The sequence below is a fragment of the Burkholderia sp. Tr-862 genome, assembly GCF_011753085.1.
Classification (GTDB): domain Bacteria; phylum Pseudomonadota; class Gammaproteobacteria; order Burkholderiales; family Burkholderiaceae; genus Burkholderia; species Burkholderia ambifaria.
The window spans coordinates 1-12,382 of record NZ_VWWG01000182.1 but is presented as its reverse complement, the minus strand read 5'-3'; the positions used below and the strand labels follow the sequence as shown (position 1 = coordinate 12,382).

Annotated in this window: 13 protein-coding genes and 1 pseudogene; 12 read left to right on the top strand and 2 right to left on the bottom strand. The window is 67.2% G+C overall.

Features of this window, described 5'->3' with window-relative positions; genetic code table 11:
* Positions 1-428, bottom strand: a pseudogene (locus F3J14_RS29830) (ornithine cyclodeaminase family protein); the annotation flags it as partial.
* A 380-nt stretch (positions 429-808) separates the two neighbouring features.
* On the opposite strand from F3J14_RS29830, the gene F3J14_RS29825 reads away from it, so the two are divergent.
* The 11 genes from F3J14_RS29825 to groL all read left to right on the top strand — a co-directional run bounded on the left by F3J14_RS29825 (position 809) and on the right by groL (position 10,933).
* Entirely contained in the window at positions 809-1,588 is a 780-nt protein-coding gene (locus tag F3J14_RS29825; protein WP_166725992.1) for an ABC transporter substrate-binding protein, read from the top strand.
* 67 nt (positions 1,589-1,655) lie between these two features.
* On the top strand, positions 1,656-2,900 hold the full coding sequence (locus F3J14_RS29820) for an FAD-binding oxidoreductase (RefSeq protein WP_166725991.1): 1,245 nt from the start codon (positions 1,656-1,658) through the stop codon (positions 2,898-2,900).
* Positions 2,901-3,348: 448 nt separating this feature from the next.
* Positions 3,349-4,980 (top strand): hypothetical protein, encoded by a 1,632-nt coding sequence (locus tag F3J14_RS29815; RefSeq protein WP_166725990.1) that lies wholly within the window; start codon positions 3,349-3,351, stop codon positions 4,978-4,980.
* A 276-nt stretch (positions 4,981-5,256) separates the two neighbouring features.
* On the top strand, positions 5,257-5,616 hold the full coding sequence (locus tag F3J14_RS29810) for a hypothetical protein (protein ID WP_166725989.1): 360 nt from the start codon (positions 5,257-5,259) through the stop codon (positions 5,614-5,616).
* A gap of 54 nt (positions 5,617-5,670) precedes the next feature.
* Entirely contained in the window at positions 5,671-6,186 is a 516-nt protein-coding gene (locus tag F3J14_RS29805; protein ID WP_006753920.1) for a sigma-70 family RNA polymerase sigma factor, read from the top strand.
* Positions 6,186-6,968 carry an anti-sigma factor gene (locus F3J14_RS29800; protein WP_166725988.1) on the top strand — a complete coding sequence of 261 codons (783 nt, stop codon included), beginning with the start codon at positions 6,186-6,188 and terminating at the stop codon, positions 6,966-6,968. Before F3J14_RS29805 ends, F3J14_RS29800 begins: the two co-directional genes overlap by 1 nt.
* 28 nt (positions 6,969-6,996) lie before the next feature.
* Positions 6,997-7,419 (top strand): quinol oxidase, encoded by a 423-nt coding sequence (locus F3J14_RS29795; RefSeq protein ID WP_166725987.1) that lies wholly within the window; start codon positions 6,997-6,999, stop codon positions 7,417-7,419.
* On the top strand, positions 7,416-8,048 hold the full coding sequence (locus F3J14_RS29790; RefSeq protein ID WP_166725986.1) for a DUF1571 domain-containing protein: 633 nt from the start codon (positions 7,416-7,418) through the stop codon (positions 8,046-8,048). Before F3J14_RS29795 ends, F3J14_RS29790 begins: the two co-directional genes overlap by 4 nt.
* A gap of 23 nt (positions 8,049-8,071) precedes the next feature.
* Positions 8,072-8,581: an SRPBCC family protein gene (locus F3J14_RS29785; RefSeq protein ID WP_166725985.1), complete on the top strand. Its 510-nt coding sequence runs from the start codon at positions 8,072-8,074 to the stop codon at positions 8,579-8,581.
* Positions 8,582-8,952: 371 nt separating this feature from the next.
* Complete coding sequence (groES, locus tag F3J14_RS29780; protein ID WP_004186661.1) at positions 8,953-9,246, top strand: co-chaperone GroES; 294 nt, start codon at positions 8,953-8,955, stop codon at positions 9,244-9,246.
* Between the two features lie 46 nt (positions 9,247-9,292).
* Positions 9,293-10,933, top strand: coding sequence for a chaperonin GroEL (gene groL, locus F3J14_RS29775; RefSeq protein WP_006753915.1), 1,641 nt, complete (start codon positions 9,293-9,295; stop codon positions 10,931-10,933).
* 170 nt (positions 10,934-11,103) lie between these two features.
* On the opposite strand, the gene F3J14_RS29770 is transcribed toward groL, so the two are convergent.
* Positions 11,104-11,970 (bottom strand): hydroxymethylpyrimidine/phosphomethylpyrimidine kinase, encoded by an 867-nt coding sequence (locus tag F3J14_RS29770; RefSeq protein WP_011656116.1) that lies wholly within the window; start codon positions 11,968-11,970, stop codon positions 11,104-11,106.
* Between the two features lie 253 nt (positions 11,971-12,223).
* Between F3J14_RS29770 and F3J14_RS29765 the strand changes: the two genes are divergently transcribed.
* Positions 12,224-12,382 (top strand): rubredoxin (locus F3J14_RS29765; RefSeq protein ID WP_166725984.1); only part of this gene is annotated, 159 nt, incomplete at its 3' end.

The window sequence follows — 12,382 nt, the reverse complement described above, 5'->3', positions numbered from 1 at the left end:
ACCGCGCCCGTGCCGATCACGGCGAGCCGGCGCGCGTCGCGCGGTGCGAGGCAGTCGACCGCGAGCGCCGTCGTGCCGGCCGTGCGCTCGACCGTCAGCAGCCCCGCATCGCACCACATCAGCGGCTGGCCGGTGCGCATCGACATCAGCGCGGTCCACGCGGTCACGATCGGTTTGCCGCCCGTCACGACGTACGGCGACAGCTTCGCGCCGAACACCTGCTCGTCGGCGAGCGCGCCGAGATACGTGATGAAATCGCCGGCCTGTTCGGGGAACAGCGTGAGGGTTTGCGGCGGCTGCACCGCGCGGGCCGACGCGAGCGACGCGAACATGCGGCGCAGCGTGCCGAGCACGTCGAGCGACGGCAGCGCCGCGCGCACCGCGGCTTCGTCGACGGTGAGCGGCAGGGTCGGGGCGGGTTGCGTCATGGGACTTCTCCGGTCGGGGCCGGACAGGACAGTCTCGATAGAGCGCGTCCGGCGGTGTTCGTAATGGATTAAAAGTCTAATATAGACAAAAGAGGTCGGGTAAATTTTTCTTTCCGAGACACGAGCGCGTCGCGTGCCCACGGAAAAACATAGATAAATCAAAGGGGTTTTGCGCAAGCGAAGGTATTTCACTGGACCGCGGCAGCATCGCGATTATCGTATCCCCTATAGTCCATAGTAGACTAAGAGTCTATATTTTGCGTGTGGACCAGCGTGTCGCCGCACGGCGGCCGGCTGCATCGCTTGCCGTTCCGGCGCCCGGCAACGGCGTCGCGCGACCGGTCTTCATCGCCTCAATCCGGAATCGAAGGACATCCGTCATGAACTGGAAGCTTTCCCTCTGCGCCGTCGCGGCGCTCGCGTGCGCGGCCGTCACGGCCCACGCGGAACAGACCACGCTGCGCTTCGGGATCGAAGCCGCCTACCCGCCGTTCGAGAGCAAGTCGCCGGCCGGCCAGCTGCAGGGCTTCGACGTCGACATCGGCAACGCGGTGTGCGCGAAGCTGAACATGAAGTGCGTGTGGGTCGAGAATGCGTTCGACGGGTTGATCCCGGCGCTGCAGGCGCGCAAGTTCGACGCGATCAATTCGGCGATGAACATCACCGTGAAGCGCAAGCAGAGCATCGACTTCACGCCGGCGATCTACGTCGTGCCGATCGTGATGGTCGCGCACCGCGGCTCGCCGCTGCGGCCCGATGCCGCGAGCCTGCGCGGCAAGCACGTCGGTGTGCTGCAGGGCTCGTCGCAGGAGGATTTCCTGAAGGCGCACTGGGCGAATGCGGGCGTGGCCGTCGTGTCCTATCCGGATCAGGACCAGATCTATGCCGATCTCGTCGCCGGGCGTCTCGACGCGGCCGTGCAGGAAGCGCAGACCGCGCAGGACGGCTTCCTCGACAAGCCGGCCGGCCGCGACTATCAGATCGTCGGCGAGCCGCTGAAAGATCCCGCGACGCTCGGCGAAGGCACCGGCTTCGGGATGCGCAAGGGCGACAAGGCGCTGCAGACGAAGATCGTCGGCGCGCTCGACGCACTGAAGAAGGACGGCACGCTGAGCGCGCTGTCGCAGAAGTACTTCAAGCGCGACATCGTCGCGAAGTAAGCCTGGCCGCGCGCCGGCCGCCGTGCCGGTGCGCGTCGCACCGAATCTCGACGCAGTACGGGGAAGCATGGATTTCGACGTCATCGTTCTGGGGGCCGGCATCGTCGGCGTGTCGGCGGCGCTGCATCTGCAGGATCGCGGGCTGCGTGTCGCGCTCGTCGACCGGCGCGCGCCCGGCGAGGAAACGAGCCACGGCAATGCCGGGCTGATCGAGCGCTCGTCCGTCGTGCCGTACGCGTTCCCGCGCCGGCTCGGCACGCTGCTGCGCTACGCGCGCAACCGCTCGGTCGATCTCTATTGGGACTACAAGGCGCTGCCCGCCTACGCGGGCTGGCTCGCGCGCTTCTGGCGCGAATCGTCGCCGCAGCGGCTCGCGGCTGCCGCGCGCGACATGCTGCCGCTCGTCGCGGCGAGCGTGGTCGAGCACGACGCGCTGCTCGCGCGCACCGATGCGCGGCCGCTCGTGCATGACGGCGGGTGGCTCGAGGCGTTCCGTTCGCCCGCGCTGTTCGATGCGGAAACGCGCGCGCAGCAGCGGGTGGCCGACGCGCACGGGTTGCGGATGAGCGTGCTCGACGCGCGCGCGTTGCGCGAGCGCGAGCCCGGCATCGGCGACGCATTTTGCGGCGCGTTCCACTGGCAGGACCCGAAGACCGTGTCGAGCCCCGGCGGCCTCACGAAGGCGTACGCGCGGCTGTTCGAGCGCGACGGCGGCACGTTCGTGCGCGGCGACGCGACGACGCTCGCCCAGGTGCGCGACGGCTGGCAGGTCGATACCGAACACGGGCCGATATCGGCGCGGTCGGCCGTGGTCGCGCTCGGGCCGTGGTCCGATTACGTGTTCGCGCCGCTCGGCTACCGGATTCCGCTGCGCGCGAAGCGCGGCTATCACATGCATTACCGGCCGACCCGCGCGCCGCTGAACGTGCCGGTGTGCGATACCGAGGCGGGTTTCGTGGTCGCGCCGATGGAGGGCGGTCGCCTGCGGCTCACGACCGGCGTCGAGATCGCGTTGCGCGACGCGCCGCCGACCGGCGTGCAGCTCGCGCGCGCCGAGCCGCTCGCGCGCGACGCGTTCGGCATCGGCGAGCGGCTCGATCCGGCGCCGTGGCTCGGGATGCGGCCGTGCACGCCCGACATGCGGCCGGTGATCGGGCCTGCGCCGCGCCATCGTCATCTGTGGTTCGCGTTCGGCCATTGCCACCACGGCCTCACGCTCGGCCCCGCGAGCGGACGGCTGCTCGCCGAAATGATCACCGATGCGCCGACCTACATCGATCCCCATCCGTACCGGCCTGCGCGTTTCGGCTGAGCGAGTGGCCACGCGACGGCCAGTTTGGCTGCCCGCATTAATCGAAAACCGATCTGTGGAAATGGTCTGCTAATTGTTCGGAAAGCAATCGCGAAATAAGAAATCAGAAAACAAGCGATTTATCGATGCATTTTCATCGAAATGCAATGCGAAATAGGTGGGCCGTCCGGGCAATCTGGCGATGCTTCGCGACGGTCCGTTCTGATGTGACCCGCAATGTACCGAAACACGTTACTTCGGGCCTCGCAAACGTTACGTTACATCCGTGCTCCCAGGCCTGTTTCGTCAGATGATTGTCGCGACGCCACCCCGTTAATTCTCCCAGGAATCCATATAAAACCGTTATCGGCTTGCATTAAGCCCACGAATGAATCCGTTTTATCCGGATGGCACGCTTCGTGCAATCCGTCCCCATGCTCAACGTAGTGCCAACCAAGATGGGGTAAGGATGAGACAAAAACTTAAATTGACGGGTGTGGCGCTGTCGGTCGCGACGGTGTTCGGGGTACTGGCTTCCGGTTCGGCAATCGCGGGGCCGCTCGATGCGCTGCCGCTTCCGCAAGGGGGCGTGAATCCGCCGACGAACAGCGTGTCGATCGGGCTGGCCGCGACCGGCACGTCGCCGCTGGGTTCGGTCACCGTGGCAGCGGGCGGGGCGCGCGAGATTCAGACGTCGCCGGGCAATCCGGTGCAGGCGTTGTCGGGCGCTGTGAATACGCTGACGGGCGCACTCGGCGGCGGCAATCCGGCGGGCGCGCTGACCGGTGCGCTGAATGCGGCGACGGGGACGTTGAGCAATGCGGTTGGCACGGCAACGGGCGCGCTGGGTAACGTCGGTGGCGGTTCGAATCCGCTGGCGCCGGTTCAAGGTGTGGTGAATCAAGTGACGGGCGCCCTCGGCGGCGGCAACCCGGCAGGTGCGCTGACTGGCGCTCTCGGTACGGTCACGGGTGCGCTGGGTAACGTGGGCGGCGGTGCGAATCCGCTGACGCCGGTTCAGGGTGCGGTGAATCAAGTGATGGGTGCGCTCGGTGGCGGCAACCCGGCAGGTGCGCTGACTGGCGCTCTCGGTACGGTCACGGGTGCGTTGGGTAACGTCGGCGGCAACAACCCGGCAGGCGCACTGACCGGCGCGCTCGGCACGGTGACGGGCGCCCTCGGCAACGTCGGTGGCACCACGAACCCGCTGGCGCCGATCCAGAACGTCGTCGACCAGGTCACGGGCACGCTGGGCAGCGGCAATCCGGCCGGCTCACTGAGCAACGCGGTCAATACGATCACCGGTACGCTCGGCAACATCGGCGGCGCGTCGAGCCCGCTGGCGCCGGTGCAAGGCGCCGTTACGCAACTCGCCGGCACGCTCGGCGACGGCAATCCGGCCAGCGCACTGACGAACGCGGTGAACTCGGTGACCGGTGCGCTCGGCAATCTCGCCGGCACGAACCCGCTCGCCCCGGTACAGGGCGTCGTGAACCAGGTCGTCGGCACGCTGTCGGGCGCCCGCGGCGGCAGCCCGATCACGCCGATCACGAATCTCGTCAGCGGTCTCCAGAACGCGCTGCCGACGGGCGGCAACGCGGCTGGCGCGCTGAGCGGTGCGCTCGGTTCGGTCACGAGCGCGCTCGGCAACCTCGGCGGCTCGAACCCGCTGGCGCCGGTGCAAGGTGTCGTGAACCAGGTCGTCAGCACGCTCGGCGGCAGCAATCCGGCCGGCGCGCTGAGCAACGCGGTCAGCTCGGTGACGGGCGCGCTCGGCAACCTCGGCGGCACGAACCCGCTGGCGCCGGTGCAAGGTGTCGTGAACCAGGTGGTCGGTACGCTCGGCGGCAGCAATCCGGCCGGCGCACTGAGCAACGCGGTCAGCTCGGTGACGGGCGCACTCGGCAGCCTCGGCGGCTCGAACCCACTGGCGCCGGTGCAAGGCGTCGTGAACAATGCGGTCGGCACGACGCTGGGTACGGCGCTGGGTTCCACGCCGAGCCTGTCGGTCACGCCGCACTCGGGCAACAGCTCGGCGAACAACCCGCTCGCACCGGTGTCGACGCTGCTCCAGTCGGTGACGGGCGCACTGCCGAGGTAACCGGCCGGAACGCGCGGCGGCGATGCATCGCCTGCCGCGCGCGACGGGTCGCACAACGCGGCATGACGGCAACGTCACGCCGCGTTTTTCTTTGGATTCCCGATGGGCTTGGTTGGACGAATGGAGGCCATCGGCGGGCCGCATGGAATAACCGCCCGCGGCCGTCCGTTTATATACCGAGTCACGGCGCAATCGGGCAGCGGGATAATGACCATGACGAAGTCGACGTCCCGTCCGGCGGTGCCGTGCCGCCATGCCATGCCAAGGGGAACGGGAATGAAGACGATGCTGTTCGCCATCGCGCTGACGGCCGCGATCGCGCGGCCCGCGGCCGCCGAGCCGCCGCAGGCCGGCAACGGGAAACTGGTCGACGAAGATCACATGACGCTGTACGTGTTCGATCACGACGCGCCGGGCAAGAGCACATGCAACGGCGCCTGCGCGGCCAACTGGCCGCCGGCGCTCGCCGACGGATACGACAAGGCGTCGGGTGCGCTGAGCCTCGTCACGCGCGACGACGGCAAGAAGCAATGGGCGTACAACGGTCGCCCGCTGTATCGCTGGAAAATGGACCACAAGGCCGGTGACGCGGGCGGCGACGGAATCGGCGGCATGTGGCACGTCGCGCGTCCCTGAAAACTGACGGACGGACCGACTGACTGAGGACGTGGCGACGCGCGAGGCATCCGGATGAGCTACGAATCGGACCTGCTGGTGTGGCTGCCGCATCTCACGCGCTATGCGCGTGCGCTGACGGGCGACCGGGCCTGGGCGGACGATCTCGTGCAGGACACGCTCGAGCGCGCGCTGAACCGGCCGCCGCGCGACGGCGGCAACCTGCGCGCGTGGTTGCTGACGCTGCTGCGCCACCGCTTCATCGACCAGTTGCGCGCGCGGCACGAGATCGCGGTCGACGACGCCACCGCGCCATGGCAGACGATGGCCGCGCCGGCCGATGAGATCAGCGGCCTGATGCTGCGCGACGTGCAGCGCGCGCTGTACCGGCTACCGGTCGAGCAGCGCGAGGTGCTGCTGCTGGTCGCGCTGGAGGAGTTGAGCTATCGCGACGCCGCGCAGGTGCTCGGCGTGCCGGTGGGGACGGTGATGTCGCGGCTGTCGCGGGCGCGTGAACAGATGCGTGCGTTGCTGTCCGGCGAGCCGCCGGCGCACGGCACGGCCGCGTTACGGGTGATCGGGAAGACATGATGGACGACGATCCGAACAAACCTTCGAACGATCGGGACGACGCTGCATCGGCCCAGCTGCTGTCGGCGCTGCTCGACGGCGAGCTGTCCGGGCAGGAGCGCCGCGAGGTGCTCGAGCGGCTGCAGTCCGATCCGCGGGAAGCCGAGCGGTTCGCGCATTACGGCGCGCAGCGCGACGCGTTGCGCGCGCTGTTCCCGCTGCCGGGCGCCGCATCGGCATTGTTCCTGCAGCGGCGCGCGTCGCGCCGGCGCGTGGTTGCCTATACGTTCGCGGGGCTGGCGGCCGGGCTGGTGCTCGGCATTGCGCTGCACGTGGGCTGGACGGCGTTCGGCGTCGAACCGGCGTTCGCCGCGCGCGCGGATGTCGCGTATGCCGTGTACGCGGCCGATCGTGAACACCCGGTCGAAGTCGACGCCCGCGATCCGGCGCGTCTGGCCGGATGGCTGTCCGCGCGTCTCGGCCGGCCCGTGCGCGCGCCGTCGCTCGATGAATACGGCTACGTGCTGCTGGGCGGGCGGCTGCTGCCGGGCGACGCGGGGCCGGCCGCGCAGCTGATGTACCAGCGTGCGGACGGCGCGCGCGTGACGTTGTACATGACGGCCTACGATGCGCGGCGCCTCGCGCCGCAGGCGATGTCGGCGGACGGACGCTACACGTATTTCTGGTCGGATCGCGGCATGGGCTACGCGCTGTCCGGCCGCGCCGACGAACGGCGCCTGCGCGAGCTCGCGATCGACGCGTGCGGCGCGCTCGGCGGGCCGACCGACGCATGGAAGGGGTGACGCGCGCGGCATCGGCAAGGAGCAGAAGATGAACGCGAAGACGGCGATGATGGCGACGGTGATGGCGGTGCTCGCGGCAGGCGCCGGGCTCGCGCGGGCGGAAGGCGACGCCCCGGTGCGCGTGCCGGTCGACGCCGACGGCGTGCAGCGGGTGACGATCGTCGGCGGCAGCTATTTCTTTCGGCCGAAGCATGTGATCGTCCGCGCGCATGTGCCGGTCGAACTGACCGTATCGGCCGAACCGGGCCGCGTGCCGCACAGTTTCGAAATCGACGCGCCGCAGGCTGGCATCGCGGTGCACACCGACCTGGCCACGACCCCGCGCACGTTCCGCTTCACACCGACGCAGCCCGGTCGCTTCGCCTACTATTGCACGCATCGGCTGCTGTTCTTGCGCAGCCATCGCGAACGCGGCATGGAGGGCGTGCTCGACGTCGAGGCGGCGCCATGATTGCCGCATTGCTGGCCGCGAGCCTGATAGGAGCGAGCATGACAGCCGACCCCGTGACCGTTGCGCAGGCACATTTCGACCAGGTCCGCTCGTACCGCGCGACGATCCGCTCGTCGGCGCGAAGCGGCGAGCGCACCGAATTCCACTATGCGTACCTGAAACCCGGTTTCGTCCGGATGGACTTCGTGTCGCCCCATCGTGGCGCGGTGCTCGCGTACGATCCCGGCGACGGCAAGGTCCGCCTGCGCCCGTTCGGCGAGCATGCGCCGCCCGCGCTGAGGCTGTCGCCGACCAATCCGCTCGTGCGCGACCGCAGTGGCCATCGCGTCGACCGCTCGGACGTCGGCGAGCTGCTGCGCAACGTGCATGCGCTGCAGCAAGGCGGCGCGACGGTGACGGAAGGCGAGGAGACCATCAACGGGCGGACCACGCTGCGCGTGTCGGTGACGGGCGGCCCCGCGCACGCGGTCGACGGCGTGCATCGCTACCGGCTGTGGCTGGACACCAAGGACGGTTTTCCGCTGAAGGTCGTCAGCTTCGCGGATGGTGACGGCGACCCGCTCGAAACGGTGACGCTCGACGACGTCGAGATCGACGTCGCGTTTCCCGCCCGCTTTTTCGCGCCCTGATCCCGACTCGTGCCGGAGGCTGCATGGCGGAATACCGGTTTTCGACGACGTGGCGCGTGGACGCGCCGCTCGCGGCGGTCTGGGACGCGATCTACCAGGTCGACCGCTGGCCCGACTGGTGGAAGAGCGCGGTACGGACCGTCGAGATCGAGCGCGGCGACGCGCGCGGCGTCGGCGCGCTGCAGCGATACACGTGGAAAGGCGCGCTGCCGTACCGGCTGACCTTCGACATGCGCGTGCAGCGCGTCGAGCGGCCGCATGTGCTCGAAGGCCGCGCGAGCGGCGCGATCGAAGGCGACGGCTGCTGGTCGTTCGCCGGCGACGGCGCGCGCACCGTCGTGCGCTACGACTGGCACATCCGGACGCGCGAGCGCTGGATGAACTGGCTGGAGCCGCTCGCCCGTCCGCTGTTCATCTGGAATCACGACGTCGTGATGCGCGAAGGCGCGAAAGGGCTCGCGCGCCTGCTCGGCGCGACGGTCCAGACCGACGGCCGGACGTTCCAGCCGGTCGCGGGCTGTCCCGACATGTGACGATCCGGCACCTGATAGGTGCCCCAGCGGCGTCCGAGCGGGTCTTTTCATGTGGTGTCAGACGATCGCGGGAACTCGGTGCTTACCCCGTGTCAAAGCGATGCGCGGGTCGGGAAATCCCGCATCTGCCTGCTGCCGGAGCGCAGTATTGATGTCTACTTGATTGTTTCAAAAGGATTTTTCAATTCCATCCCCGTTTTTCCGTCGTTTCGGCCCCCGCGAAAAAACCTCCGGTTTCCCTTCTTGAATTTGTCAAAACCCGTCCATATAATTAGCACTCGCTGCACGAGAGTGCTAACAATTCTCTGCCGGGCGACCCGCCGGGCAGATTCCCTAAGCGTTCTTCAATCTCAGTCAAGAGAGGAGTGAATATGAACCTTCGTCCTTTGCACGATCGCGTGATCGTCAAGCGCCTGGATCAGGAAACCAAGACCGCCTCGGGCATCGTGATCCCCGACGCAGCAGCTGAAAAGCCGGATCAAGGCGAAGTCCTGGCCATCGGCCCGGGCAAGCGCGACGACAAGGGCGCACCGATCGCACTCGACGTGAAGGTCGGCGATCGCGTCCTGTTCGGCAAGTACGCTGGTCAGACCGTCAAGGTCGACGGCCAGGAACTGCTGGTCATGCGCGAAGAAGACATCATGGCCGTGGTCAACGCGAAGTAAGCGTCCACTGACGGTACATATTCCCAAGAATTCAAGGAGTTAGAAGATGGCAGCTAAAGACGTCGTATTCGGCGATTCCGCCCGTTCGAAGATGGTCGAAGGCGTGAACATTCTCGCCAACGCGGTCAAGGTCACGCTGGGTCCGAAGGGCCGCAACGTGGTGCTCGAGCGCAGCTTCGGCGGCCCGACGGTCACCAAGGACGGTGTGTCGGTCGCGAAGGAAATCGAGCTGAAGGACAAGCTCCAGAACATGGGCGCGCAAATGGTCAAGGAAGTTGCTTCCAAGACCAGCGACAACGCAGGCGACGGCACGACGACGGCAACCGTCCTCGCGCAATCGATCGTTCGCGAAGGCATGAAGTACGTTGCATCGGGCATGAACCCGATGGACCTGAAGCGCGGCATCGACAAGGCAGTCGCAGCGGCTGTCGAAGAGCTGAAGAAGATCAGCAAGCCGTGCACGACGAACAAGGAAATCGCGCAGGTCGGCTCGATCTCGGCGAACAGCGACACGTCGATCGGCGATCGCATCGCTGAAGCGATGGACAAGGTCGGCAAGGAAGGCGTGATCACCGTCGAAGACGGCAAGTCGCTCGCCGACGAACTCGACGTCGTCGAAGGCATGCAGTTCGACCGCGGCTACCTGTCGCCGTACTTCATCAACAACCCGGAAAAGCAAGTCGCCGTCCTCGACAACCCGTTCGTGCTGCTGCACGACAAGAAGGTGTCGAACATCCGTGATCTGCTGCCGGTGCTCGAGCAAGTCGCGAAGGCTGGCCGTCCGCTGCTGATCATCGCTGAAGACATCGAAGGCGAAGCGCTCGCAACGCTGGTCGTCAACAACATCCGCGGCATCCTGAAGACCGTTGCGGTCAAGGCACCGGGCTTCGGCGATCGTCGCAAGGCCATGCTGGAAGACATCGCTATCCTGACCGGCGGCCAGGTGATCGCGGAAGAAACCGGCCTGACGCTCGAGAAGGCAACGCTGGCAGAACTGGGCCAGGCGAAGCGCATCGAAGTGGGCAAGGAAAACACGACGATCATCGACGGCGCAGGCGAAGCCGCGAACATCGAAGCACGCGTGAAGCAAGTGCGCGCGCAAATCGAAGAAGCGACGTCGGACTACGACCGTGAAAAGCTGCAAGAGCGCGTGGCCAAGCTGGCCGGCGGCGTGGCAGTGATCAAGGTCGGCGCTGCGACCGAAGTCGAAATGAAGGAAAAGAAGGCACGTGTCGAAGACGCACTGCACGCAACGCGCGCAGCTGTGGAAGAAGGCATCGTGGCAGGCGGCGGCGTTGCACTGATCCGCGCTCGCACGGCAATCGCAAGCCTGACCGGCGCGAACGCTGACCAGAACGCCGGCATCAAGATCGTGCTGCGCGCGATGGAAGAGCCGCTGCGTCAGATCGTCACGAACGGCGGCGAAGAAGCCAGCGTCGTGGTGGCGGCAGTTGCTGCAGGCCAGGGCAACTACGGCTACAACGCAGCAACGGGCGAGTACGTCGACATGGTCGAAGCCGGCGTCGTCGACCCGACCAAGGTCACGCGCACCGCACTGCAGAACGCAGCTTCGGTTGCAGGCCTGCTGCTGACGACGGACGCAGCTGTCGCAGAACTGCCGAAGGAAGATGCACCGATGCCGGGCGGCATGCCGGGCGGCATGGGCGGCATGGGCATGGACATGTAATCGACTTCGGTCGATGGTGTCCGGAGCGCGCAGCGATGCGCGTTCCAGCCAAAAGAAAAGACCCGCAGCGATGCGGGTCTTTTTTTATGCGCGAACGAAAGGGGCGGACCTGCCACCCCGAGGCGATGGCGAGCGGCGCGTGACGGCGGCGCGGGGCCGCCGTGCGGGCGTCAATGGCGGTGCGACGTCCTCGGCACCGGATCGGCCTTCACGGCCGGCGGCGTGTCCGCATCGTCGTTGCTGCGGGCCCAGAAGAACCGGTCGGGCAGGTACGCGCCCATGCCGGGCCGGAACGCGTCGCGCACGGCCTGGTACAGGTATTCCTGCGCTTCGCGCACCGCTTCGGGCGGCTCCTGGCCGTTCGCGAGCAGTGCCGCGATCGCCGCGCCGAGCGTGTCGGTGATGCCCATCAGCCGGTGCGGCGAACGATCCCACATGTCTTCGCGGAGCTGGCCTTCCTCGCCGTACAGCGTGTTGACGAGCCGGTGCGAGCCCGTCTCCGACGACAGGATGTACTCGCAGCCTTGCGACAGCAGGTGCGACACGGCCGCGTCGAGATTCGGCGCCTCGGCGTCGCCGTCCGGCTGCGCGAGGGCGAGCAGCGTCGCGTGGTCGGCGACCAGCAGCGTTGTCTGCGGCGCGAGCAGGTCGGCGATCGATTCGCGCAGGTCGTCGGCGGCGAGCACGTGCTCGTCGTCGAGCGTGAAGTCCGGTGCGAGCACGAGCGGCACGCCGTCGTAGTCGGCGACCACTTCGGCGATCGCGCTCACGACTTCCGCGCGTGTCGCCGCGCCGATCTTGAACGCGGCGATCGGCATGTCCTCGAGCAGCATGCGCGCCTGGGCGGCGACGACGTCGGGATCGAGGCCGGTGACTTCGTCGCAGGCGGCCGAGTCGCGCACGGTATAGCCCGTCAGGACGGACACGCCGTGACAGCCCATGCTCGCCAGAGTCATCAGATCGGCTTGGATGCCGGAGCCGCCGGTGGGATCGGAGAGGCCGAAGGTGAGGACGATCGGAGGGGCGTTGCTGGACATGTAAAAAAGGGGCAAGAAAAAAACGGGGAAGCGACGGAACTGCGGACGGCGAGGCGAAGTGGGCGGTTTGGCCCGGTGTTGCCCGGCAGGCCGCACTTTTCAGCCATTATGCGGCGGAATCCGGCCTGCACGACGGATTTTTTAGCCCAACGCAACGTAGTCGCTGTACTCCAGCGCGATTGCTAGGCAGTCCGGCCCCGACACGGTACCATCATGGCTCCCGAATTTACCGACTTTCCCGACGCGGCTTAAGATGGAATACAAGAGCTGGATGTGCCTGATTTGTGGCTGGATTTATGACGAAGAAGCCGGACTGCCCGAAGAGGGCATCGCCCCGGGCACGCGCTGGGAAGACGTCCCCATCAACTGGACGTGCCCCGAATGCGGTGCTCGCAAGGAAGACTTCGAGATA